Below are 23,677 nucleotides of genomic sequence, written 5' to 3' on the forward strand. Positions count from 1 at the left end.
GCCTGGGGTTGCTGCGGTGATCTTGATGATCCGTTCGGCGCCGGTACCGGCAACGCGTCCGCGCCGACACCTGCTTCGGTGGACAGACCGCGCGGACGCGTAGTGGCACGACTTCCCGGCCAACCCACTCGCCCATCGTTTCGCTAGCTCAGCAGGAGCGTGTCAGGGCGGTGGATGGTCCCATCGAGGAGCGTCTCGAAGGGGCTCAAACCCCTAACCAAGCACCTGTTGATCGTCCGACACGCGCGGCGGACATCTCGTATGCCACCTGTTCGACTTCCTCGACAGCCTCCAGGACCTGCGCCACGTGAAGCGCCGCCAACGCCGGGTGGGGGTGGGCTGCTGGCGTGTGTGGTTTCCGGTCCGGCGGCAGGGCCGGTCCCGACGAGTCGGGTGTTGTCGCTGGCTGTGGCCGGGCTGCGGGAATGACGTGCGTCGGGGGTTGGCCCGGGGGGAATGGACCGGCCCAGAGCGCGCGGTGCCAGGGGCGGTTGGCGGGAGGGCCCCACAACGTCGGCGGCACCGGTCCGAAGAGCAGGACAGATGGGGTGGTGTAGGCGGTGGCGAGGTGGCCGATGCCGGTGTCGCCGGCGACCACCAGCCGACCGTGAGCGACCAGGGCGGCAAGCTCCCCTACCCCGGTACGCCCAGCCAGTACCGCCGAATCGGGTAGTCCGGCCCGCGCTGCGATCTCGGCGGCGAGGTGACGCTCGCCTGCCGACCCGGTGACCACAACCCGGTGTCCCTGACGGGTTAGTTCCTCGGCTACGGCGGCGAACCGGTCGACCGGCCATCGCCGCTCAGGGGCCTTCGCTCCGGGGTGCACGATCGTCACGCCGACCGGCAGGTTCTGCGGTGGTGGTCGGCGCAGCGCCAGATCGTTCGGGTCTGCGGGGATGCCGTACCAGGCCAGCAGGCGGCACCAGCGGTGAACCTCGTGTTCGTCGGGCCGCCACACCGGTCCGGCGTGATGTTCTGCTTCGGCGCACGCGAACGCCATCATTCGGCGGGGCCGGGCGGTGCGCAACAGCCGGTGCGACTGTGGTCCCCGGCCGTGCAGGTTCACCGCCCAGTTCGGCATCAGCGATGGCCATCGATGTGGCCCCAGCCCGTTGACCTCGATCAGTTGGTCGATTCCGCCGATCAGGTCGAGCATCGGAGCGAGCCAGCCTGGTGCGGCCAGCGCCAGCCGGTGGCCCATGGTGGCTGCCCGGAGCGCCCGCAGGGCCGGCACGGCGGTGGCGAAATCGCCGATGCCGAGGGCCCGCAGGACGAGGATCACGGGTAGGAGCTTTCCCGGTCGGCGCAGACGACCAACTCCCGGACTGCGCAGCCGGCTGGTTGGGACAACGCGAAGAGCACCGCCTCGGCGACGTGGGTGGGATCGTTGAGTGCCGCGTCCGCCCCTGGTCGGTACTGTTCGTCGCGGCCGTCGAAGAACGCGGTTCGCATGCCGCCCGGGATGAGCAGGGTGACGCCGATGGAGCCGGCGAGTTCGGCGGCGAGTGCGCGGGTGAAGCCGACGACCCCGAACTTGGCGGCGCAGTAGGCGGTGGCGTCGCTGAGCGCCTTGACGCCTAGCGTGGAGGCGACGGTGACGACCGTGCCACGGGAGCGTTCCAGCGCGGGCAGGGCAGCGCGGATGACTGCGGCGGTGGCGAGCAGGTCGACGGTTACGACTCGCTCCCAGGTTTCGGCGGGAATGTCGGCGAGGCGGCCCGGCGTGTCGGTGCCGGCGGCGGTGACGACGCCGTCGAGTGCGCCGGCCTGCTCGGTGAGTTGGCGGGTGGCGTGTTCGGCGGCGCGGGTGTCGGCCAGGTCGCATTCGATCCAGGGCACGCCGTCGGCGGGGGCATGGCGGTCCAGCACGTACGGCCGTGCCCCGGTCTTCTGCAGGGCGGTCACGACGGCGGCACCGAGTCCGCTGGCGCCGCCGGTGACCAGGATCGCCTTGCCGTTCATCGAGACGTTCATCGTCGTCCTCTCGTGAGGTGTCGGCCGCCGGCACGGGCGGCGGCGATGGTGTTGGAGGTGGAGCATCCGTCGAGGTAGGGCACGAGCACGGTCTGTCCGCCCCACTTACCTATCTGTGCGGCTTCGGGTAGGTCGGGATGGTCGGGGTCGGCGCCTCGGGCGTAGTCACCGCCCTTGACCCAGATATCGGGACGGAGCCAGGAGAGCACCGTCTGCGGGGTCGGCTCGTCGAAGATGACGACCGCGTCGACGCAGTCCAGCGCGGCGAGCAGCCGGGCCCGGTCGGCCTGCGGGGTGACCGGGCGGCCGGGCCCCTTCAGGTCGGCGACGCTGCGGTCGGAGTTGAGGCAGACGATTAGGCAGTCACCGAGCCGACGGGCGGCCTCCAAGGTGGCCAGGTGTCCGGCGTGCAGAAGATCGAAGCAGCCGCCGGTGGCGACGAGCGTCCCGCCGTCGGCGCGTACCCGGGCCAGCACGCCGGCGGCGGCCTCTCGACCGTCGCCACCGGACGCGCTGGACTGGTGTCCATCGGTGATCGTGGTGCCCGGGGCGGCGCGGTTGTCCGGGCCAGCGCAGGCCGGGGCGGGAAGCCGGGCCGGGCCGCCGGAGCGGACGTAGATGGAGGCGAGCCTGACCGCTTCCTCGACCGCTTCTGATACCAGTGCCCCATTGGCCAGGGCGGCAGTGGCGGCGCCGGCGAACCGGTCACCGGCGCCGCAGGTGTCACCTCCGCTCGCCGCTGGCGCCGGCACCACCAGGGGTGCGCCGCCGTTGTGGCAGAGCAGGCTGCCGTCACCGCCCATGGTCACCGCGACTGCGGCGGCGTGCCAACGGTCCCGTAGCGTGCGCGCGGCCTGGGCCACCCTGGACAGTCGCGCTCCGGTGGCCGTGTCGCCAGTGAGCCGGAACAGTTCCCCCTCGTTCGGGGTCACCAGGCGCGTGCCGGGTACGGCCGCCGGCCCGTGCGGGTGCGGATCCCAGACCACGGGTGCTGGCGTGGCGGCGAGCATCCGGCGCAGCGTCGGCTGCCGGGCCACGCCGCGCCCGTAGTCGCTGACCAGGATGGCTCCCGCCTCGGCCAGCACCTCCAGCGTCGCGGCCGGCGGCTCGCCGCAGGGCTGGGCCCGGCCGCCACGGTCCAGCCGGAGCAGGGTCTGTCCACTGGCCCGCAACCGGATCTTCTCCGGCGTGCTGCCGGGCAGCGGTATCGGGTAGAGGCGCACTCCAGCGGCGGTGAGCAGGGCGGTGAGCCGCGCCCCGGCAGCGTCGTCGGCCAGCGCGGTGACCAGGACCACGTCGTGTCCGTCGGCGGCGGCGAACAGGGCGGCCAACCCGGCCCCGCCCGGCCGGTCGGTGGCCGACCTTTCGTCCAGGACCGGCACCGGGGCGTCCGGGCAGAGCCGCTCGACGGTGCCGTCGATGTCCCGGTCCAGCAGGGTGTCTCCGAGTACGACCAGTGGGCCGTTCATGATGGCGCCTCCTCACCGGGCGCCACGGCCAGCAGCCGCCGCGCCCCGGCCGGTGCGCGCCCGTTCCGCGACGGCAGCGGTGCCCCGCCGTCGTCGGCGCGGTGCGGCCGACCCGGTCGGGTGTGCCGTAGCTGCGTCAGGGCCTGGTCGAGGTAGGAGCAGAGCAGGTGGGTGGAGACCAGGTGCAGTTCCTGTACCACCTGCGGTTCGGAAGACGGCACGGCCAGCACCTCGGTGCAGGAGTCGGCGAGCGGGTTGGGCGCCGGTCCGGTGAACGCCCAGCAGGTCAGGCCCGTGTGCCGTCCAGCCTCCGCTGCCGTGAGTAGGTTCTCGCTGCGGCCGCTGGTCGACATCAGCAGCAGGATGTCGCCGGGTCGGCCGTGGGCCCGTACCTGCCGGGCGAACATCTCGTCGAAGCCGTAGTCGTTACCGATCGCGGTCAACGACGACGTCTCGGCGGTCAGTGCGATCGCCGACAGCGGGATGCGGTCGTCGCGGAGCTTGCCGACGAGTTCGGCGGTGAGGTGCTGGGCTTCGGCGGCGCTGCCGCCGTTCCCGGCGGCGAGCAGCCGGCCGCCGCCGATCAGGGTCCGGGCGAGCTGGGTGCCCCAGCGGCTCAGTCGCCGAGCGGCATGGCGGTAGCCGGGTAGCGCCTGGGAGAGCTGGGTCAGGTGTGCGTCGAGAAGTAACTGTTCGGTCATCAGGCCACCGCTCCGCTGGTCTGGGGCGCGCCGCGCACGGCGGTGTAGACGGCGTCAAGTCGGGCCGCCGTTCGGGTCCAGGAGTAGCCGGTACGGATCCGGTCGACGGCGGCGAGGCTGTAGCGGTGGCGCCGGTCCGGGTCGTCGAGGAGACGGCGTAGTGCGACGCCCAGCGCCTGCGGGTCGCGGGGTGGCACGAGGTCGCCGGTGACGCCGGGCACGACGGTGTCGGTCAGTCCGCCGACGGCCGTGCCGACCACCGGGGTCCCGCAGGCCATGGCTTCCAGCGGAGTCAGTCCGAACGGTTCGTACCAGGGGGTGGCCACGAGCAGGTCGGCCGAGCGGTACCAGCGGGGCATGTCTGCGCGGGGTACGGCGCCGACGAGGTGTACCCGGTCGGCGACGCCCTCGGCCTCGGCCAGGGCACAAAGCCGTCGGGCGAACCCGTCGTCGGACAGTCGTGCCGCCGGGGGGCCGCCGAGAAGGACGTACTCCGCCCCGGGTACCGCCCGCAGCGCGCGAACGGCGTCCTGGAAGCCCTTACGTTCCACCAGCCGGCCCACGCCCAGTAATCGGAGCCGGCCCGGGTCACGGCGGGCGGCGGGGCCGTCCGGGGTGAAGATTCGCTGGTTGACGCCGGAGGGTACGACGGTGATGGCGGAGCGGGCGACGCCCATCCGGGTCAGCTCGTTCACCTCGTCGGCGCACTGGGCGATGACGCGGTCGACGCTGTCGCCGAGCATCCGTTCGTACCTGATCCGGCGCGGCGGGCTGGTGTCGGCCGAGCCTTGGTGGCGGCGCTTGACGGTGCCGAGCGCGTGGTAGGTCTGCACCACCGGTACGCCGGTCTGCCGGCCGGCGGCCAGGGCCGCGAGTCCGCTCATCCAGAAGTGTGCGTGGGCAACGTCCGGTCGCCACAGTCCGTCCTGCCAGTGCCGGGTGAGCCACCGGCCGAACTCCGGCATGTAAGGCAGCAGTTCGTCCTTGGGGACCGGCTCGGCCGGTCCGGCCGGCACATGGACCACAGTCACTTGCTGCCGCAGCTCGACCATGGTTTCGGCAAGCGGCTCGTCGCGTCGGGTGTAGACGCGTACGTCGTGTCCCTGGTCGCCGAGAGCGGCGGCGAGTTCAGCCACGTGGGTGTTCTGCCCGCCGGTGTCAGGGCCACCGAGTGCGGCGAGCGGGCTCGCGTGTTCGGAGATTATCGCTACGCGCACTGTTCCTCCTGAAGTAGTTGATCCCAGTCGGCGAGGAACCGGTCGAGGCCGTACCGGCCGACAGCGGCGCGGCGGGCGTGCTCGCCCATGGCCCGTGCCGCACTTGGGTCGTCGATCAACCAGGCGGCGGCCTCCCGCAGCGTGTCGAGATTGGTAGACAGCACGCCCGCCTCGGGTGGAACGGCCGCGACCGCTTCCGTGGTGGCCAGCGCGATGACCGGCATGCCGATGGTCATCGCCTCCAGCAGGCTGAGTCCGAGCGAGGTCCAGCGGCACAGGTGCAGGTAGGCGCGGCGTCGCGCGATCTGCTCGTGCAACCGCGCCTGGGGCAACTCGTAGGCGCCGAGGCGGTCGGCGGGCAGCCCGACCGCCTGCGGGAGTGCGTCGACGCCCATACCGAAGACGTCCAGCGGGGCGACCGCGGCGAAGTGCGGCATCAGGTCGGTGCCGGTGACCCGCCAGCGTCGGACCGGGTCGTTGGTCACCACCGCCAATCGCTTCATGCTGCCGTCATACCTGGCCCGAGGTGGGACGATGCCGTGCTCGACGACGGTGGTGCGGGTGGCGCCGGTGTCCCAGAACAGGTCGTTGAAATGGGTGACGTGGGCGACGAGCAGGTCGTCGCGATCGGCCATCGGGTGGCGGGTATTCGGCACGTCACCCTTCGGGGTGTTGTGCTCGACGTAGATCGCCGGTAGGTCCCGCCCGGGACGCCGGCCCAGCCATGTCTCGGCCAGACCCAGTTCCTCGGGCCGTTGCAGGATCACCAGGTCGACCGGTTCGCTGGCGAGCCGGGCCGGCGCGATTTCCTCAACCGTCGCCGGCCAGTCGTAGGTCCGCGCCCGACCGAGACCGTACGGTCCCCGGTCCGCCGTGACCGGAACCAGGTAGCGGTGCTTGCCGTGCACGAACGCCGTGGTCCACGCACCGTGGACGTGCCACACCAAGATGTTCATCGCTCTCCTCGCGCTGGCCGGGCGGCAGTTCGTGCGGTGAGTATCCGGACGGCGGCCACCACCTCGGCCGGGTCGACATCGGTTAGGCAGGGATGGCCCGGCACCGGGCAGACCACGGCTCGGGTGTCCCGGCAGGCGACCCCGGCGTCACCGACCCGCATCAGCGGAACCCGGTAGGGCGCCCACTGCCCGAATGAGACGGTGGGAGCGAACAGGCTGACCACCGGAGTGCCGACCGCGGCGGCCAGGTGCGCCGGCCCGGTGTTACCGACCACCACACAATCGGCCCGCGCCAACACCGAGGCCAGCTCGGCGAGCGAGGTACGACCGCCGACGTCGACACCGCCGGCCGCCGCCACCTCAGCGGTCAGCTCACGCTCGTCCGGGCTGCCGGTGACCACGACCCGGTGACCGGCGCGGGCGAGAGCGGCGACGATGTCGGCACAGCGCTGCGGCGGGCAGGCCCTGGCTGGCACCGACGCCCCGGGGTGGACGACCACGTAGCCGGCCGGCAGATCAACCGGTGGACGGGTCGGCAGCGATTCGGGATCCAGCCGCAGCGTCGATTCGTCGCCGGCGGACAGTCCGAATCCGGCCGCAGCGGCCAGCGACAACGCCCGCTCCACCTCCGGTATCCCCGCGGGCACACGGTGGCGCAGGTCGAGCAGGCTGCCGGGGTAGTCGTCGCTGATGGCAGCGACCTGCGGCACGCCGGCCATCCGCAGCAGCAGCGCCAGCGGCAGCGCGGACTGGTGGAACGACGTGAAGATCAGCGCCTGGTCAGCACCGACGGCCGTAAGCCGGGTGATCAGCTCCCGCATCGGGTCCGCCTCCACCGGCGCCGGTGACGGGTCGATCCACGGCAGCGGCCACTCGATCAGCTCGTCCACACCCGGCAGCAGCCCGGCGGCCGCCCGGCCGCGCGGGCCGCACAACAACACGACCCGGTCAGCACCGGCCGCCACCGCCCGGATCGCCGGCCCGGTGACCAGCACATCACCGGCCGAGTCGCTGCGCGCCACCAGCACCGTGCGCGGGCGCCCGTGGACCTCATGCCCCGGCTGAGGTGCCAGCTCGGCGCGTACCAGCGCCTGACGACGGAGCACCTGGTCGACGGCGTCTGCCAGGTCGACGGCGACCGCAGGCGCGGCGGCGATCTCCTCCGGACGGGTGACCGCTGTCGGCACCAGAATGCCGGCGGCGCCGGCCGCCACGGCGGCGACCATGTCCCGGCCGATGTCGCCGATCACCGCACAGCGGCTCGGCTCGGTGCCGAGCGCCCGGGCGGCAGCCTCGACCAGCCCGGGTGCCGGCTTGCGGCACCGGCAGTCCGCCTCTTCCCCGTGCGAGCAGACCTGCCAGGTGTCGAAGGGGCCGAGCAGCGTGTCGACGCGAGCGTGCACCGCGTTCATGTCGGCCGCGGTGAACAGGCCGCGGGCTAGCCCGGACTGGTTGGTCACCACGCCCAACCGCAGGCCGGCGGCGCGGAGCCGGTCGAGCGCCGCCCGCGCGCCGGGCATCGGGCGAACCTTGTCCGGGTCACCGTTGTACGGCACGTCCTCGATCAGGGTGCCGTCCCGGTCGAGGAGTACGGCGTCGAAGAGGCGGGTGACGGTACGGTCCTGCCCGTCGGTCATCGCACACCGTCGCGGTGGCGCACGAGCTGGCAAGGCGCCTCGTGACGGCCGTGCCACCAGCCACGCAACCAGTAGGTCACGGCGAGCGGCGGGATCGTCGCACTGGTCACCGCCATCGCGGTGACCTCGGCGCGGGTACGCGGTCCCGGCGCGATCCGCTCGTAGGCGAACCGGGCCGTACCGGCCAGCCAGACTGCGCCGGCCAACGCCGCCGCACCGGCAAAGGGGCGGGCGGCACGCGAACCTGAGGCGGCCAACCGGGCGGCCAGCGCGGCGACCGCCACAGCCCCGGCCGCGGTGGTTGCGGCGTGCCGGTGGCGACGCCCCGCCGGCACGCCCAGTTCCTCACGCCAGCCGGAACCGTACAGCCGGCGTAGCAGAGCGTCGTCGGCGTTGCCCCGCTGGCTACGTAGGCTGACCCACGGACCCTCGGCACGCACCGGGTGGGTGACGGTGCGGTTGCCGTGGACCAAGCGCCACCCGGTGAGCCGGATCCGGTGGGCCAGCTCCGCATCCTCCCGGTAGGCGCGGGGGAACCGCTCGTCGAAGCCGCCCACGGCGGCGAGCGCGGCCCGTCGGTAGGTCATGTCGGCGGTGATCCACTCGCCCTCGGCCAGGCCGGCGGTCGCCCGTTCCCAGTCGGTCGGCCGTCGGTCGGCCGGCAGCGGCACCCGCACGACACCCTGCACGCCACCGACCCGGTCGGGCACCGCGAGATCAGCGACAAGCCGGTCGAGCCAGTCCGACGCCGTCACCACGTCATCGTCCAGGAACGCCACCCAGGAGAACCGGGCTGCCCGCCAGCCGAGGTTGCGCGCTGCCGCCGGACCAACGCCGCGACCACGCAACACTTTCGTACACGCCGTCAGCGCTCCCGGTACGGGCAGCTCGCCGCCGCCGGTGGACCGGTCGTCGACCAGCAGGATCTCGAGCCCTTCCCGGCCGTCGACCTGAGCGGCGAGCGCGGCCAGCAGGTCGCCGAGGCTGTCCCGACCCAGGGTCGGCACGACGATGCTGATCATCGCGCTGCCCCCGGATCGGCCCGATGCACCGCGTAGGGGCCGATGGCGAGCAGGTCCACCGGCGCGGACCCGAACAGCTCCATCGCCTCCCGCGGCGTGTCGACCATCGGCCGGCCCGCGGTGTTCAGCGAGGTGTTGACCACGACCGGCAGACCCGTGAGCCGATCGAACTCGGCAAGCATCTCAGCCACCAACGGCTCGGCGGTCGGGTCGACGGTCTGCAGCCGCGCTGTGCCGTCGACGTGCACCACCGCCGGGATCCGATCCCGCCAGGCCGGTGCGACCCGGTGTACGAAGAGCATGTACGGGCTGGGCAGTACGCCTTCGAAAATCTCGGCGGCGCGCTCGGCACGTACCATCGGGGCGATCGGCCGGAACTGTTCACGGCCCTTGATGTCGTTCATCCGCCGGGTGGTGTCCGGATCTCCGGGGTGCGCCAGCAACGACCGGTGGCCCAGTGCCCGAGGTCCGTACTCGCTGCGGCCCTGGAACCAGGCGACGACACCGTTGCCGGCCAGCACCCGGGCCGCCTCGGCGGCGATCGAGTCCGGCCGCCGGTATGGCAGCGCCGCCCGGCGCAACTCGGCCTCCAGTGCGTCGTCGGTCCATCCGCGGCCCAGATCGACGCCGGGCATCGGGGCGGTGGTGTCACCGAGCACGGTGGCCAGGTGCAGGGCCGCGCCGAGCGCCGTACCCGCGTCACCTGCCGCCGGTTGCACCCACACCCGCCGGTAGGGGCCCTCCGCAGCGATCCGGGCGTTGGCGACGCAGTTCAAGGCGACCCCGCCGGCCATGGTCAGGGTGGCCGGTCCATCGGCTGCCTCGTACAACCATCGGGCCAGTTCGAGGATCGTCTCCTCCACCCGGACCTGCACACTGGCGGCGAGATCCGCGTGGTCTGCCGTCATCTCCCCGTCCGCGGCACGCGGCTTGGCCAGTGAGGACCAGTCGATCTGGTCCACGGTGAACCCGCCGTCGTCAGTGGTGCGGACAAGGTCGCGCAACAGCCCCAGGTGGCGTGGTTGGCCGTACGAGGCCAGCGCCATCACCTTGTACTCGTCGCTGGAGTGCAGGAAGCCCAGGTGCCGGGTGAGGTCCTCGTAGAGCAGGCCCAACGAATGCGGCAACTGCTGCGCGGCCAGTTGCCGCAGCCGTCCCTCGACGTAGACACCACCCAGGTGGCTGGCCGTCTCACCCCGCCCATCCAGCACCAACACGGCGGAGGCCGTCGTACCGCTTGCCTCCGGTGGCGCGGCGAGCCCGGCGGAGGCGGCGTGCGCAACGTGGTGTGGCACGAACCGCACGATGCCCGGGTCAAGACCCGGCAACGCCTCGGCGAGGAACTGCGGTGCCCTCTTCGCGTACTCGACCCGCAGCCAGTCCCACGGATCCGCCAGGCCCAACTCGGCGGCGTCTCGGCACAGTCCAGGGTCGAAGGAGTAGGCGATCGCGTCGAGGCTGCCGGCATCGATGCCGGCCTGCCGCAGACACCAGGCGGCGGACAGCTCGGGGAGCTCCCACGCCGAGAAGGGCACCGGACGCTTGCCGTGCTTACGCCGGCTGAACCGTTCCTCCTCCGCGGCGACCACCACCCGGCCGTCGATGACCAGGGCGGCCGCCGGATCGTGAAAGATCGCATTGATCCCGAGAACACGCATAGAACCCTCTCTACCCCGTGCCTCCGGGGCCACACCGAAGATCGGCAACTTCCCAAAAGACATGAAATGTCCATCTGGCACCTACGGTTCGACACACCCGCACCGCGGCATCTGGACAACCGAACTGTTAGGGACTTCCCGAGCGAGCCGCTCGATCAGGTCCCAAGGGGATCACCGAGTTGTGGCGACTGTCGGAGCGTCCACAGCCAATCGGGTCTCGGTGGCCGCCAACAGATAGGTGACGCACGGGCGGCATCGCGCAGGATCAGCGTGACTTTGGCGCGGGTGGCGGCGTGCTCCGCTCGCAGCAGGGCGCTGATGCCGTGTGCGCTGAAGAAGGTCACCTGAGAGAGGTCGAGTATCACCCGTACGGGACGCCGGGTGATCACGTGTTCGGCCAGCTCGCTGATGAGGTGTGCGGTGCTCATGTCGACCTCGCCACGGACGGTGATCGACGGCACTGGTCCCTCACTGTCGAGGAACAGTGTCATGATCGGTTCGGCGGGTTGAGCACGCTGTCGAGCGGGCCTGGTGAGGATGGGCATGTCGCCTCCCGATCTGGTGCATCGGTGAGTCGGATCCTCCCGCAGCAGCAAGGCGCGGGTGGCGGACCTGGGCGCGCGTCTTGACCCGCAGCCGACCTTACCCATGGCGTGCGCCGCTGACACCAAGCGAGTGTGAAAGAGCCTGATGCTGGCGGTGACCTTCGATTCGGCGGTCCCGCTGCTGCCACCCGCGCAGCCGGACGAGCAGGGTCCCCACCCGGTGTCAGGCGTTGAGCCAGGAGGAGTCCAACCTGAGCCAGCGGACGCTGGCGCACCTGCGCCGGGAGTGGCCACCGAGAGCTTCGACGACTTTCGGTGACGCTAGCGTCGCCGTGAATGGTCGACCGGTCGGGGGATGGCGACGGGCTCAGCGCAGCAGGACCGGGCCCGTGTCGATCCGGGTCCGGAACAGAAGGTACGGCTTGCGCCGCAGGTCCTGTCCCGCTGGTAGGCGGCTTGCCGGTGCAGCTGGTCGGCGGTGACGTACAGAGGTACCCGTCGACGGCCCACCGACATCGTGTTTGGCCAGAGCGGTCGCGAGTCGTGGACCACGGTCTCGTACTCGCCGTCGGCGCGTCGGCGCAGCACCGCGTTGTGTTCGTAGGAGCTGAGGTAGAGCCGGCCGGTGTCGTCGGTCTCCAGGCCGTCGGAGCCGCCGCCCTTGTCGCCCTCGTCGATCACCGTCGCGGCGACCTCGTCGTCGCCGAGCCTCTGGTCGGTCAGGGCGTCGGCGGCGACGCTGTACCAACGACGCGAGGCCAGAGGACAGTAGTAGAGGCGGGAGCCGTCGGCGGCGATGGCGATGCCGTCGCAGCCCATGACCACCGGTGTCGGATCGCCGTCGGCGGGGCGTTGCAGGAACGGCCGACCCTCGACCACGGGTTGGAACGCCTGCAGGGGTTCCGCCTTCGTCGACGGGTGCTCGTGCAGCCGCCGCCACGACTGGCCGCTGGCCAGGTCGACCACGATGATCCCGTCCGGGCCGGAGTCGGAGGAGTCGGTGATGTAGGCGACGCCGGCCTCACCGCGGCGCAGGTCGAAGCACACGTCGTTGATGTAGGTACTGGGCAGCGCCACGTCGGCCGGGAAGTACGACAGCACCGCCACTCTGGCCCAGCAGATGCAGGAGGCGATGGCCAGCCGCGCGGTCATCGAGCAGGCCAAGGGCATCATCATGGCCGAACGCCGCTGCACCGCCGCCGAGGCGTTCGACATCCTGGCGAAGGTGTCGCAGGACTCCAATCGCAAGGTCCGCGACGTGGCCCAGGCCCTCGTCAACCGGGCAGCCGGAGCACCCGAAGGCTGAACCCGTCTACTTTTCGCGGGCCTTGCGGGTGCTGCCGTTGTTGGCCTTGCGGATGGCCTCGACGAGGTCCGCCTTGTTCATCCGTGACCGGCCACGGACGTCGAGCTTCTTGGCCAGGTCCATCAGGTGTTCCTTGCTGGCGTTGGCGTCGACCCCACCGGCTGTCCGGCCCGACGAGCCGCGGCCGCCGGCGGCCTTCTTGTCACTCGGCCCCTTCCTCGCCTTCGGCTCCCAGTGGTCGCCCACCTTCTCGAAGGAGTGCTTGACGGCCGCGAACGCCGTCCGGTGGGCGCGCTCGCCCTCACCGTACGAGTCGACCGCCGAGTCGTGCGCCTCCGCGTAGGTGTCCTGTGCCTTCTTCGGTGACCGCTTCAGGGTGGTGGGCATGTCCTTCCGCGCCGGCATCGTCGCTCCTCTCGTAGCTTCTCGTCGTTGACCGTGCCCCCTAGTCGCCGCGCCAAACACCGCCGTTCGCCAGCGCGCGGCTGCCGTTCCCATTCGAGGGTTTGGGGCGCGAGCGTGGAAAGGTGACGACATAGACGCTTCCTCGAGAATCGGGACATTGATGCGGGTCGGCTACAAGCTGGCCAGTGAGGATGCGTGCCGAGGGAGATCATCCGGCAGACGGTCCGGGTCGAGGAGGTCGGCTTCGACTTTGGTCGAGATGAGCGACCACTTCACCCGGCCATCATCGCGCAGGCCGCGGTCACCCTCGCGAAGCGATTGCGGAGGCACTGGAAAAGTGACGAGCGAACTGCCCAATCCGGTCAACTTCGACGCCGCCTCCCACACGGTCAGTCACCGAGGATGACATCCGGCAACAGTTCGCCGTCGGCCCCACCCCGACCCCGACGGCTTCCTCGACTTCTACCGACACCCTCGCCGACCGCCTCCGCGCCGCATCGGCCGGACCCGCCGTGCGTACTCCCCGGCAGACCGGGCAGAAGTCGACGGTAGGTAGAGCAAACTCAGCGAGAGAGGGACTTCCCGATGCCGAGCACCACGATGCCCATGCTGGAGACGTACCCGAAGTCAATCAACCTGGATCGGACGAAGCTCGCGGCGGCGATCGACGCCCTCAACGACTGCGCGCAGGCCTGCACCGCGTGTGCCGATGCCTGCCTCAGCGAGGACATGGTCGCGGACCTGACCAAGTGCGTCCGGACGAACCTGGACTGCGCCGACATCTGCGCGACCACCGCCCGGGTGCTGTCCCGGCACACCGGCTACGACGCGAACATCAGCCGCACACTGCTGGAGGCGTGCGCCACCGCCTGCAAGTCCTGCGGGGACGAATGCGCCGCTCACGCCGACAAGCACGAGCACTGCCGGATCTGCGCCGAAGCCTGCCGCGCCTGCGAGCAGGCGTGCCGGGACCTGCTCGACACGATCAGCTGAGCACATGCGGGCGGCGCCGGCACCCGAGAGGGTGCCGGCACCGCGCATTCACCGCTTGGCCTCGTGCTTAGCCATCTGAGGCTGCTCCCCCTTGCCGATCTTGCGCAGGGCGTCGCGGAGCTGCTCCTCGGTCATCTTGGAGTTGCCCTCGATACCCGCGTCGTGGGCCTGCTGACGCAAATCGTGCAGCTTCTCCCGGTCACCCATGTCGACCTCCCCGTGGATTCGATGGCGCCGCTGATCCGCGCGCCATGTCGCCTGCGGCGTTCCCGGGTCGCGGCGGAGGCAAACGGAGTCAGCGGGCACCGGGTCCCGGGTTCTTGTCGGCGTTGCGGGTGATGACGCTGAAGTGGCCCTCGGACTCCATCCGGACCTCCCTGACATCGTCCAGACGCTCGACGCCCTGCCCGCGGAGTTGGCTGTACAATCATCCTCAATGATTGATCAACTCGCGGCGCATATTACGGCGCAAGGTACGGCCGTCCCAGTACCAGGGACCCCGGGTGAATGATCCGGGCGGCGGCAGGCCACCGGTAGGCCAGCACATCTAGCACGTACGCCCACACAATGATCACCGCGACCAGCAGCACCCCGTCGGCGACCGAGGTGTAGTCGTCGGCCATCGCGTTCTGGGCGGCGTCGGCGATCAGCACGATGACCAGCAAATCTGTGACACCGGTGCTGCCGCTCTCCCGTTCGAGCGGCACCCGCTGCAGGAAGAAGACCGCCAGGTAGATCACGCTGCCGCGCAGCGCGATCTCCCACAGCGGTGTGTCGGAAACGAACAGCTTCCACCAGTCCCGCTCCGGCATCTATGACGCAACCTGCTGCCCGGGTCGCGGCGGATGTTCGCTGCTGGGCTCTCGCTCTGAAGTGGATGAGGTGGCCCAAGCGCCGGGCGGGTGCCGGGGCGCCGCCAGCTCGGCCACCACCCCGAAATGATCACTTGCCCATACTCCGTTCACCGGCTCGTCGAAGGCCAACTGGCAGTTGACGACCTCAAGAGTCGGGCCATGGACTCCACAGCGAATCATGACGTAGTCGATCCGACGTCCCAGCTCCAACGACATCTCGCCGGCTCGTTCGAGTGGGTTCGTTGGCGTGAAGGTATGCCCGGGGTCCTCCGGATGCATCGCCGCCCAGGTGTCTCGGTAGGCGACGCTGGTGCCGTGCAGCGACTGCTTGCCGGTCCAGAACCGGATGCTGGCAGAGTCGGGGGTGTCGTCGAAATCCCCAGCCAGCACCACATGCACGTGGCGGCCAGCGACCTCGTTCTCGACGAACCGGGCGCAGGCGACTGCTTGCAGCTCACGTTCGTGGGCATAACCTATCTGCCAGGTGGGCTTGTGGTGGACGAACAGCAGTGGCCCGATCGGTGGTGGTGCCTCGATCTCACCGACGACGGCCGCGCTCCACGGCAGGTCGACCCGATCGGTGACACGCAGATCAACCTCGTGCACGGTATCGATGGGCCATCGACTGGCGAAGGTGGCTCCCACACCGTCTCTGGAGCGGCGCGAGTGATGAACGACGTGGTAGGCCGGGCCGAGCACATCCGGAACCTGGTCGTAACCAGCGTCCTTCACCGTCTCCTGCAGCGCGACCAGGTCTGGGCGCCACCTTGCGATCCCTGCTCGTATCACCAAGCGCCGTCGGTTCCAGTCGCCGTGATCCGGCGAGAGCAGGTTGAGGGTCATGACCCTCAGATGCGTCTGCGCCGCGCTGTTCGGTGTCCCGGCTCTTCCGTCCCGCATACAGGTGTTTTACCTGCGTGCCGGATCGCCGAAACGCATCCGCTCAGCCGGTCCGCGTTTTGGCTCCAGCAGACTGGTCGGGGCTCGCTCGGGATGGTTGCGCGGATTCGGCTGCGCATTCTGGTTGCCTAAGTCAATCGCCTGGATCAGACGTGCGCTCAATTCGTTGGGGCCACGCCGTCTCTGATCCGGGCTCGCAACATCTCGTCGGTCAGCGCGGGCCGGCCGCCGGGATGCCCAACGGTCGCGCCGGCAGCGGCCACTGCGTACGACGCGGCGGACGCCGGTGTGTCACCGCGTAGCAGCGCTACTGTCAGCGCGGCGGTGAGGGCGTCGCCGGCACCCGTGGTGTCGACCGCCTCGTCGCTGCTCAGCGGGGTCAGGAGGCTTCCCGAACCCCAGTGCTGATGCCGCCAGACGAAAAGGTTTCCGATCGGTCCCAGCCCGAGCACGATCAGTGCCGGACCTGTGTCGAGCATATCCATGGCCGCCTTTCGGACCATGTCCGGATTGTCGCTGCGGACTCCGGTCAGCAGCTCTGTCTCCCGGTCGTCGGCCCGTACCACGTCGGCTGCCGCGAGTAGGGATCGCCGGTGTTCGTCGTCGGCGGGAGCACCGTCGAGCACCACCAGGGAGCCTGCTGTCTGTCCCTGACGTGCGGCGGCCAGCGCCGCCGCAGGTCGCTGCTGCAACTGCACCAGCACCGCGTCCATCCGCTGGAAGGCATTGGCTGCGGCTGCGATGTCGGCCTCGGTGAGCAGCGTCGCCTCTGGCAGATGCTGGAGATAACGCCATCGTCCCTGCGGCTCCAGCACTTCGATGATCAGCCCGGTCGGTATCCCGCTGCGCCGGACGACATAGGTGACGTCGATACCGTCCCGGCGTGCCCGAGCCAGCAGATCATCGCCGACATCGTCGTCGCCTGCCACCGCGAGTAGCGTCGCCGCGGCTCCCAGTTGGCTCAGCGCGACCGCCTGGTTGGCGCCCTTGCCGCCGAGTACTTCACGGCGCCGCCCCACGTCAGTCGCCTGATGCGGTCCGGGAAGCCGGTTCACGGTCAGTACCACGTCCCGGGCCAGTTGACCCATCACCAGTACACGCGGCGGCGACACGTCGACTCCCGTACCCAGGATGGGCGCTGGTTATCCTCAGGAGGCGGGCCGCCTCGGTGGCGGGCGGCGCGTCCCTGTTGGCTGTCGGAACGTAGTCGTCACCGTCGGGGGCCTGGGACGGAGCGGGTCTCGGATACATCGGCGATCACCGTCACGGCGCCGCACGACACGACACCGCCGACCCCGGCGTTCCGCCAGAGCCCCCTCGGGGCGACGGTTGGTCGCCGCGCCGGTGTTCCACCTCGACATTCGAGGCGGCGAGTTCATCGACGCGAACCCGGGTGAGTAGCGCGTCGACCGCAGTTCGGTTACTCGCGCCGGGATGTCGCACGATCGGTGTAGATCACGATGGTCCCGGGGGCGACATCAGTTCGCGCCACTGGTCTCCTCCTTCGGTTCGGAGGGCGCGACGCCCACCGGGGTCGGCGTCACGCGAGGTGGTAGGTGGTTCAGGTGGTCAGGGCAACCTTCAGCCAGCCGGGGTCACGGTCCTGAAACTCGCGGTACGCCTGCAGTACGTCGGTCATCGGTTCGTGCTTGGTCAGCAGCTGGGCCGGGTCGACCGTGCCATTGGTGACCAGCCGCAACAGCTCCGGAATGTAGCGACGGTGGTGGCAGTTGCCGCTACGAACGGTCAGGTTCTTCATCATCGCCTCGCCGAACGGCCAGGTCGTGACGGTCTGCGGGTAGACGCCGATGACGCCGACGGTGCCCGCCTTCACCACCGCCTGCACGGCCCACTGCGCGGCGAGGCTCGGCGCCCACGCCGGATCGGTCTCCGAAGCGTGCTCCGCTGCCATCGTCCAGAACGCGGCCACTCGACGACCGGTGCGTGTCGGCGAGTGACTGCCGGGGTAGGAGGTGTGCAAACCGCAGGAGGTCCGGATGCGCCGAATGGTGGTCTTGGTTGTGGTGCTGATGCTGGCGACCGGTTGCGGATGGCCGCGGGATGTCGGCACGACCAGAGACGATGTTCATGGCGGCGTGTTGCGGGTGGGGGTGAGTGAGGCGCCGCCGTGGACGCGGGTCGCCGACGAGGGAGCGGTGACCGGGGCCGAGGCGGAGCTGGTGCGGCGTCTGGCGCGGCGGCTCGACGCTCGGGTGGAGTGGTTTCCGGGCTCGGAGTCGGAGCTGATGGCGGCGTTGCACGGCCGAGTTCTTGATCTGGTTGTCGGCGGGCTCGACGCGAAGGCGCCGTGGACGACGCAGGCCGCATTGACCCGCTCGTACGTCACCATGCGGACGGTCGTGGCGGTGCCCACCGGCGTTTCCGCCCCAGGTGAGTTGTCCGGGGTACGGGTTGCGGTACGGGCCGGTACCGCCGAGGTGGCCGCGCTGCGCGGCGAGGGCGCACTGCCGGTGCCGGTGCCGGAGGTGAGCGGTCGGGAAGGGCTGCCCGTGGTGGTGGGCCAGTGGCGACTTGCGGAACTGGGGCTGCGGGAGACCGGGCACGAACTTGCCGTCCACGATCACGTGTGGGCGGTGCCGGCGGGTGAAAACGGGTGGCAGGTCGAGGTGGAACGGTTCCTGCTGGCCCTGTCACACCCCGAGATCGAGCAACTGCTGGCCGACGCCGAGCGGGCGGAGGCGACCGCATGAGGGTGTACGACCGGTTCGAGTTGCCTGCGGACAAGGCCGCACTGCACCGGCAGGCGATCCGGCTGGAGTGGTGGACGATCGGATTCTTCGTCGCGGCGGTCGCCCTGCTCGCGCTCACTCTCGGACAGTCGCAGGCGATGAAGGCCGCCTGGATCGAGGACATGCTCGGCCTGGTGCCGCCGGCGGCGTTCCTGATCGCCGCCCGGTACCGAAACCGCCGGCCGAACGACCGGTTCCCGTACGGCTATCACCGTTCGGTCAGCGTCGCGTTCCTGGCCGGCGCGGTCGCGCTGCTCGGCCTCGGCGGCTACGTCGTCTACGACTCCCTCGTCCGGTTGCTCACCCGGGAACGCCCACCGATCGGATTGATCGAGGTCCTCGGTCACCAGGTGTGGCTGGGCTGGGTAATGATCGCCGCGCTGTGCGTGACGATGGTGCCGGCGATCCTGCTCGGCCGGGCCAAGCAGCGCCTCGCCCAGCAGCTGCACGACAAGGTGCTCTACGCGGACGCCGAGATGAACCGTGCCGACTGGTTGACCGCCAGTGCGGCGATCCTCGGCATTCTCGGCATCGGCGCCGGGCTGTGGTGGGCCGACGCCGTCGCCGCGCTGGTCATCGGCGCGGACATCGTCCGCGACGGTCTCCGCACCTCCCGCAGCGCGGTGGCCAACCTGATGGACAACCGCCCCCGCGTCGTCGACGGTAGCCGCCCCCACCCGCTGCGGGACGACCTGCTGACCGCCGTACTCGACCACGACTGGGTCGCCGACGCGTGGCTACGCCTCCGAGAAGAGGGCCACGTGTTCGTCGGTGAACTGCTCGTCGTCCCAGTGCCCGACACCGACCGCCTGGTCCAACGAATTGAGGACCTGGGGACTTTCGCCCGGACCTTCGACTGGCGGATGCACGACCTCATCGTCGCCCCGGCCAGTCGCATCGACGGCGTCACCGAGGGCCGGGACCCCTCCGCGACAATCGGGCCACCCTGCCCACGGGTACGCCATGAGACCTGTCGGCCGACCGAGTCTGACCCCGCACAACCACAGTGACACCAGCCGACCCGACATCGCCCGCCAGTCGCCCCGACCGGCACCGGGCCTGACACCAGCGGCAGCATTGCCGCCGGTTCAGCGGAGGACGACTGCGAATTCACGTTCGTGGCCACCGATGGGCACCTGTACGGCGATTGCCAACCGGCTGCGCCAGCAGGCCGACTACCAGCAAGGGCAGGACCAAGCGGTGGAGCCGACGTAGCGGGCGATCGACGATCACGTCTATCTCCCGCCGGAGAGGGGCCGACAGGTGCGTACGAGGGCAGTTCCGGTGTTCATCGTCTTCCTGCTCAACGGGATCATCGCCGGCTCGTGGGCGCCCCGTATGCCGAGCCTCGCCGAACAGATCGGCGCCGGTCCGGGGGTGCTCGGTCTCGTCCTGCTGGGTGCGAGCGTCGGGCTGGCGGCGGCGGCCTCGGTCGCGGGCCGGTTGTGTGCCCGCTTCGGTGCCCGGGTGATGATCCTGGTGTCGGCCGTCGCGGCCGCGGGTCTGCTTCCCGTCCTCGCGCTGGTCAGCTCGCCGGTGCAACTCGGTCTCGTTCTGGTGTTGCTCGGCGCGTCCTTCGGTGTGTTCGACGTGTCGATGAACGTGGCCGCCGTGACCGTCATCCGTCGCGTGGAGCGGCCGCTCATGGCGGTCTTCCACGCCGCGTTCAGCTTCGGCGCGTTGGGCGGCTCGCTGGCCGCCGCGATCGCCGCCGGGCACCGCGTGGACCTGCTTACATACTTCGCCGTGGTCGCGCTCGTCTCGTGCGCCATCACCGCTGCCGTGATCCGGTTCGTGCCGACGGAAAAACCGACCACCGGCAACCCCCTGGAGCGCGGCGGACTCGACCGAAGCATGCTGCGCCGCCCGGTGCTGTGGCTTCTCGGCGGCGTCGCATTCCTCTCCGCCGTTGTCGAGGGCTCCAACGCCGACTGGTCGGCATTGTTCGCGGTCCGCGAGCGAGGCATGTCCGAGGCAGCCGGCGCGCTCATGTACTCCGTCTTCTGCCTTGCCATGGGAATGATGCGGCTCTTCGGCGAACGGATCCAACGCCGCTTCGGTGCCATCCGGATCCTGGTAGCCGGCTCGGTGCTCGCCGGCGTCGGTCTGCTGACGGCGGCCATCGTGCCGGTGGCCTGGCTCACTTACGCCGGCTACGCGCTGGCCGGCGGTGGCGTCGCGTTCGCTTTCCCGGTGGTGATCGATCTGGCCGGTGCCGTCGGACGGCGCAGCGACGGTACCGGCGGCGAACGGGAGATCGGGTTCGTCACGGCCATCGCCTACTCGGGGTTTCTCATCGGCCCGCCCATGATCGGCGGGGTGGCGGAACTGACGAACCTGTCGGTCGCCGTCGGGTTCATCGGGGTTGTCGCGATGCTCATGGCGCCGGTCGCACTCGCTGCGGCCGCCGCCCGGCGCCGCGAGGACCGCGGCCGGCGCACGCAAACCGAACCCCCTCGCGACTACGCGCACACCGAACGTCGCGGATAGGAGCACGACCCCACGTCCTTTCCGCCAGCATCCGTCCAATCGGCACGGGAGGAATCGGCATGAGTCAGCGTCACCTGTTTTTGGCAAGTAAACGGGCCGCCGTGAGCTTCGCGCCCGACCCCGACACCGGCGAGCTGCGCCCCGCGTTGGCCCCCGGCGGCACCGGAAAGGTAGTGGCCGACCAAGCCGGTGTGCTCGGCGTCTCCCGGATCGCCAGCGCCGAACACCAAGGGCGATCGCCAAGTGGCCGCCGAGCACCCGGACGGTCTGGAGGTGCAACTACCATCCGGCGGCGGCGTCACCATCCGGCTGCTGCGCCACGACCAAGAGACGTTCGGCGTGGTGCAGGATTTCGTCACCGCCGAGCTGCTGTGGGCGGCCAACAACTACGGCTGGGACCGCTGGACGACGCCCACCTTCACCGAGCGGACCTACACGGCGATGGACCACTTCGCCGCGTTCAACAAGGACTTTTCGACGGCACTGCTAGACGCCTCCGACAAAGTCGCTGACCCGGTGTACCTCGTGCACGACTACCAACTCCTCGGTGTGCCGGCGCTGCTCCGCGAGCGCCGGCCGGACGCGCCGGTGCTGCTCTTTGTCCACATCCCGTGGCCTTCACCGGACTACTGGCGGGTCCTGCAACTTCCTCGACTGCGTCGCCGACCTGCTGCCAGACGCCAAGGTCGACCGGGACGGCGGGGTGGTGCGATGGCGCGGCAACCAATGCGGGGTGCGGACAATGCCCCTCGGCTACAGTCCGCTCACCTGCGGGGCCGCCAGCCCCGATTGCCGGACGGCGTAGCGGAGTGGGTTGGCAACGACCCGCTCGTGGTGCACGCGGGTCGGACCGACCCGGCGAAGAACGCCGAGCGGGCCGTGCGCGCGTTCCTCCGCGCGGTGCGCTCCGATCAGAGGCTCGCCGCTGCGCCGACGCCACCGCCCAACTGGTCCTCAACGCCGCCCGCCGCACCCGCAAAAAGATCAAGACCAAGGCCCGCAAGAACCGGCCCGACCGCGGCCCCAAAGCCGGCACCCCGGCACCGACGAAACCGAAAACAGGTGCTCCGACCCCGGCGAAGCGCAAGCAGGCCGCGAAGCCGCAGGTCACATCCCGACAAACCCGCGAGCAGGCCGCTTCCGGGGCCGCACCCACATCGCACCCACGTGACACCCACCGTCCACATGGCCGGACAGCACAAAGGGCCTGACCCGCGTTCCGGCAGGCCAGGCCTTCTATGATCTTGCGCGCCCGAAGGGACTCGAACCCCTAACCTTCTGATCCGTAGGGCCGGTTCCGGGGATCGACGCCAACGACGCTGACGCGCCGAGGCAACGGGCAGGCGTACGCACTGTCGAGATCGGACACTTGTCATCCTTTAATTCGCATACATCCTTACGGCTGACATCCATTTTGACATCAACCGGGGCGCTCAACCATGACCATCAGCGGCGCCGACACCAATACCGCGCCAGAACAGCCCACTACCAGCGAAGACTCCAACTCCACCAGGTGCGGCTGGAGTACTAGCCCGTGCCGTCGAGGTCGCCAGCCCCCGGCATCCCTCACGAGCGACAGGGCGTGAGCCACCAAGCAGGCCAATCAGGCAGGCCGGACACCGCCGCGCCTGGGCACCAACGTGCCAGCTGGCGTGGAGGGCACCGCAAGGAGTCCCTCGCACGGTGTTGGCGAGACCGAGTACACGCGCCACCGGCGCGGCCAACGCGAAGCAGTCACACCCCTGAGACGGGGCCACCCATCGGACGACGCCATGCCATGATTCGCGCGTGTCCACACCAGCTGCCCGGCGGAACGCCTCCGCGCTCGCCCTTACGCTCCTGCTGACTGGCTGCGCCAACCAGGCCGCCCCGGTGCAGGCCAAGCCGACACCCCCGACCTACCAACTGGTCGACGACCTGTGCGAGCGCCTCGACCACAGCTGGATGACCGACCTCGCCACAACGCCCCCCAGGCACAGATCAATCCCATCGCTACCTGCTGGCAAGGACCATCGACGGTGTTTCACCACGGCACTCGACAAAGATCGGCGCACCCTGATCCAAGTGCAAATTGACACCTCAACGCCATCGGACGGCCAGGCCGCCCTGCCCGGATCCTCGCAGCCAATTGACGGCCTAGGAGACCAGGCGCGGATCCAGTTCGGGGAGCCCGTCACAGGCCCGAACGAACACCTGGGGGGCCAGATCACCACCCGCATCGACCGCCTCGCAACAGTCCACGGAACCGCGAAGGTGGGGGTGACTCTTACAGTCCACGCGCCAGCGGTTCCCGAAAAGACAGCAACCGAAGCAGTACTGACCGACTACGTGAACGAGATCCTTACGTTCATGGCGGCCGTTCAGTAACGGTAGGCGGTCCTGGACCGCGTTGGGGGCGCCCGCATCTGAACGTCCACGTCGAAGCGGCCAACGGCGAGTTCAGCGACGCCGGCACCAACGGCCTCTCAGCCAAGCCGTTCGCTTGCGAGGGAGCCTGCAGTATTCAGTTGGTCGAGCCGCCAAGGTCTCCTTCGATGCGCAACAAGCCGTGGCCGCTGACTGTGGAAACAGGCGCGTCGCTTTCCGTATTCGCATCGCGATCCAGAAATCCGAGATGGTGGACCGCGAGCCCGGAGCAATGGCCCATCGACTCTGACCTCGACGCACTGGAGATGCCCAGCAGCCGGGCTCCGGCCTTCGACGGCAGCCACTACCCAGCCCTCGGGTGGTCCGCCGCCCCGCCAGCCGGCGGATCGCCGGAAGCACATGTGGCGAGCGCCGGTCGATAGGCCCGTATCGG

Annotated in this window: 22 protein-coding genes and 2 pseudogenes; 7 read left to right on the top strand and 17 right to left on the bottom strand. The window is 70.1% G+C overall.

The window, feature by feature from the left end; genetic code table 11:
• Nucleotides 1-205: 205 nt before the first annotated feature.
• The 11 genes from ACFY2A_RS20840 to ACFY2A_RS20890 all read right to left on the bottom strand — a co-directional run bounded on the left by ACFY2A_RS20840 (nucleotide 206) and on the right by ACFY2A_RS20890 (nucleotide 12,355).
• A complete protein-coding gene (locus ACFY2A_RS20840) occupies nucleotides 206-1,282 on the bottom strand; it encodes a glycosyltransferase family 9 protein (protein ID WP_387173785.1) in 1,077 nt (358 codons plus the stop codon).
• Nucleotides 1,279-1,974 carry an SDR family oxidoreductase gene (locus ACFY2A_RS20845; RefSeq protein ID WP_387173787.1) on the bottom strand — a complete coding sequence of 232 codons (696 nt, stop codon included), beginning with the start codon at nucleotides 1,972-1,974 and terminating at the stop codon, nucleotides 1,279-1,281. Before ACFY2A_RS20845 ends, ACFY2A_RS20840 begins: the two co-directional genes overlap by 4 nt.
• Nucleotides 1,971-3,443: a PfkB family carbohydrate kinase gene (locus ACFY2A_RS20850; protein ID WP_387173789.1), complete on the bottom strand. Its 1,473-nt coding sequence runs from the start codon at nucleotides 3,441-3,443 to the stop codon at nucleotides 1,971-1,973. The genes ACFY2A_RS20845 and ACFY2A_RS20850 overlap by 4 nt, the downstream gene beginning before the upstream one ends.
• Nucleotides 3,440-4,144, bottom strand: a complete 705-nt coding sequence (locus ACFY2A_RS20855; RefSeq protein WP_387173791.1) for an SIS domain-containing protein — start codon at nucleotides 4,142-4,144, stop codon at nucleotides 3,440-3,442. The genes ACFY2A_RS20850 and ACFY2A_RS20855 overlap by 4 nt, the downstream gene beginning before the upstream one ends.
• Entirely contained in the window at nucleotides 4,144-5,361 is a 1,218-nt protein-coding gene (locus ACFY2A_RS20860; protein ID WP_387173793.1) for a glycosyltransferase, read from the bottom strand. The genes ACFY2A_RS20855 and ACFY2A_RS20860 overlap by 1 nt, the downstream gene beginning before the upstream one ends.
• Nucleotides 5,352-6,317 carry a glycosyltransferase gene (locus ACFY2A_RS20865; protein ID WP_387173795.1) on the bottom strand — a complete coding sequence of 322 codons (966 nt, stop codon included), beginning with the start codon at nucleotides 6,315-6,317 and terminating at the stop codon, nucleotides 5,352-5,354. Before ACFY2A_RS20865 ends, ACFY2A_RS20860 begins: the two co-directional genes overlap by 10 nt.
• On the bottom strand, nucleotides 6,314-7,954 hold the full coding sequence (locus ACFY2A_RS20870; RefSeq protein ID WP_387173797.1) for an HAD-IIIA family hydrolase: 1,641 nt from the start codon (nucleotides 7,952-7,954) through the stop codon (nucleotides 6,314-6,316). Before ACFY2A_RS20870 ends, ACFY2A_RS20865 begins: the two co-directional genes overlap by 4 nt.
• Entirely contained in the window at nucleotides 7,951-8,976 is a 1,026-nt protein-coding gene (locus tag ACFY2A_RS20875; RefSeq protein ID WP_387173799.1) for a glycosyltransferase family 2 protein, read from the bottom strand. Before ACFY2A_RS20875 ends, ACFY2A_RS20870 begins: the two co-directional genes overlap by 4 nt.
• A complete protein-coding gene (locus tag ACFY2A_RS20880; protein WP_387173801.1) occupies nucleotides 8,973-10,634 on the bottom strand; it encodes a carbamoyltransferase in 1,662 nt (553 codons plus the stop codon). Before ACFY2A_RS20880 ends, ACFY2A_RS20875 begins: the two co-directional genes overlap by 4 nt.
• A gap of 155 nt (nucleotides 10,635-10,789) precedes the next feature.
• Nucleotides 10,790-11,125, bottom strand: coding sequence for an STAS domain-containing protein (locus ACFY2A_RS20885; protein WP_387173803.1), 336 nt, complete (start codon nucleotides 11,123-11,125; stop codon nucleotides 10,790-10,792).
• A gap of 375 nt (nucleotides 11,126-11,500) precedes the next feature.
• The gene (locus ACFY2A_RS20890) at nucleotides 11,501-12,355 is read right to left on the bottom strand and encodes an L-dopachrome tautomerase-related protein (RefSeq protein ID WP_387173805.1); all 855 of its coding nucleotides are present in this window, start codon (nucleotides 12,353-12,355) and stop codon (nucleotides 11,501-11,503) included.
• Here ACFY2A_RS20890 and ACFY2A_RS20895 point away from each other — a divergent pair.
• A pseudogene (locus ACFY2A_RS20895) lies at nucleotides 12,258-12,485 on the top strand (ANTAR domain-containing protein); the annotation flags it as partial. The gene ACFY2A_RS20890 and the pseudogene ACFY2A_RS20895 overlap by 98 nt on opposite strands.
• Nucleotides 12,486-12,491: 6 nt before the next feature.
• Here the strand turns inward: ACFY2A_RS20895 and ACFY2A_RS20900 are convergent.
• A complete protein-coding gene (locus tag ACFY2A_RS20900) occupies nucleotides 12,492-12,890 on the bottom strand; it encodes a ChaB family protein (RefSeq protein ID WP_387173807.1) in 399 nt (132 codons plus the stop codon).
• A gap of 585 nt (nucleotides 12,891-13,475) precedes the next feature.
• Between ACFY2A_RS20900 and ACFY2A_RS20905 the strand changes: the two genes are divergently transcribed.
• The gene (locus tag ACFY2A_RS20905) at nucleotides 13,476-13,883 is read left to right on the top strand and encodes a four-helix bundle copper-binding protein (RefSeq protein WP_387173809.1); all 408 of its coding nucleotides are present in this window, start codon (nucleotides 13,476-13,478) and stop codon (nucleotides 13,881-13,883) included.
• Nucleotides 13,884-13,931: 48 nt separating this feature from the next.
• Here the strand turns inward: ACFY2A_RS20905 and ACFY2A_RS20910 are convergent, their stop codons facing one another.
• From ACFY2A_RS20910 to ACFY2A_RS20930, 5 genes and pseudogenes are all read right to left on the bottom strand, one after another.
• Nucleotides 13,932-14,090, bottom strand: coding sequence for a hypothetical protein (locus tag ACFY2A_RS20910; RefSeq protein ID WP_387173812.1), 159 nt, complete (start codon nucleotides 14,088-14,090; stop codon nucleotides 13,932-13,934).
• Nucleotides 14,091-14,178: 88 nt separating this feature from the next.
• A pseudogene (locus ACFY2A_RS20915) lies at nucleotides 14,179-14,695 on the bottom strand (DUF421 domain-containing protein).
• The gene (locus ACFY2A_RS20920) at nucleotides 14,696-15,580 is read right to left on the bottom strand and encodes an endonuclease/exonuclease/phosphatase family protein (protein ID WP_387173814.1); all 885 of its coding nucleotides are present in this window, start codon (nucleotides 15,578-15,580) and stop codon (nucleotides 14,696-14,698) included.
• Nucleotides 15,581-15,795: 215 nt separating this feature from the next.
• Complete coding sequence (locus ACFY2A_RS20925; RefSeq protein ID WP_387173816.1) at nucleotides 15,796-16,749, bottom strand: PfkB family carbohydrate kinase; 954 nt, start codon at nucleotides 16,747-16,749, stop codon at nucleotides 15,796-15,798.
• Between the two features lie 449 nt (nucleotides 16,750-17,198).
• The gene (locus ACFY2A_RS20930; protein WP_387173818.1) at nucleotides 17,199-17,549 is read right to left on the bottom strand and encodes a hypothetical protein; all 351 of its coding nucleotides are present in this window, start codon (nucleotides 17,547-17,549) and stop codon (nucleotides 17,199-17,201) included.
• 85 nt (nucleotides 17,550-17,634) lie between these two features.
• Here ACFY2A_RS20930 and ACFY2A_RS20935 point away from each other — a divergent pair, with 85 nt between their 5' ends.
• From ACFY2A_RS20935 to ACFY2A_RS20955, 5 genes are all read left to right on the top strand, one after another.
• Nucleotides 17,635-18,348: a transporter substrate-binding domain-containing protein gene (locus ACFY2A_RS20935; protein WP_387173820.1), complete on the top strand. Its 714-nt coding sequence runs from the start codon at nucleotides 17,635-17,637 to the stop codon at nucleotides 18,346-18,348.
• A complete protein-coding gene (locus ACFY2A_RS20940) occupies nucleotides 18,345-19,397 on the top strand; it encodes a cation diffusion facilitator family transporter (protein ID WP_387173822.1) in 1,053 nt (350 codons plus the stop codon). Before ACFY2A_RS20935 ends, ACFY2A_RS20940 begins: the two co-directional genes overlap by 4 nt.
• A gap of 253 nt (nucleotides 19,398-19,650) precedes the next feature.
• Nucleotides 19,651-20,877, top strand: coding sequence for an MFS transporter (locus tag ACFY2A_RS20945; RefSeq protein WP_387173824.1), 1,227 nt, complete (start codon nucleotides 19,651-19,653; stop codon nucleotides 20,875-20,877).
• A gap of 243 nt (nucleotides 20,878-21,120) precedes the next feature.
• A complete protein-coding gene (locus ACFY2A_RS20950; protein ID WP_387173826.1) occupies nucleotides 21,121-22,119 on the top strand; it encodes a trehalose-6-phosphate synthase in 999 nt (332 codons plus the stop codon).
• A 546-nt stretch (nucleotides 22,120-22,665) separates the two neighbouring features.
• Entirely contained in the window at nucleotides 22,666-23,244 is a 579-nt protein-coding gene (locus tag ACFY2A_RS20955) for a hypothetical protein (protein WP_387173828.1), read from the top strand.
• Nucleotides 23,245-23,677: the final 433 nt, after the last annotated feature.

The sequence above is a fragment of the Micromonospora sp. NPDC000442 genome, from assembly GCF_042898635.1.
In the GTDB taxonomy this organism is placed as follows: domain Bacteria; phylum Actinomycetota; class Actinomycetes; order Mycobacteriales; family Micromonosporaceae; genus Micromonospora.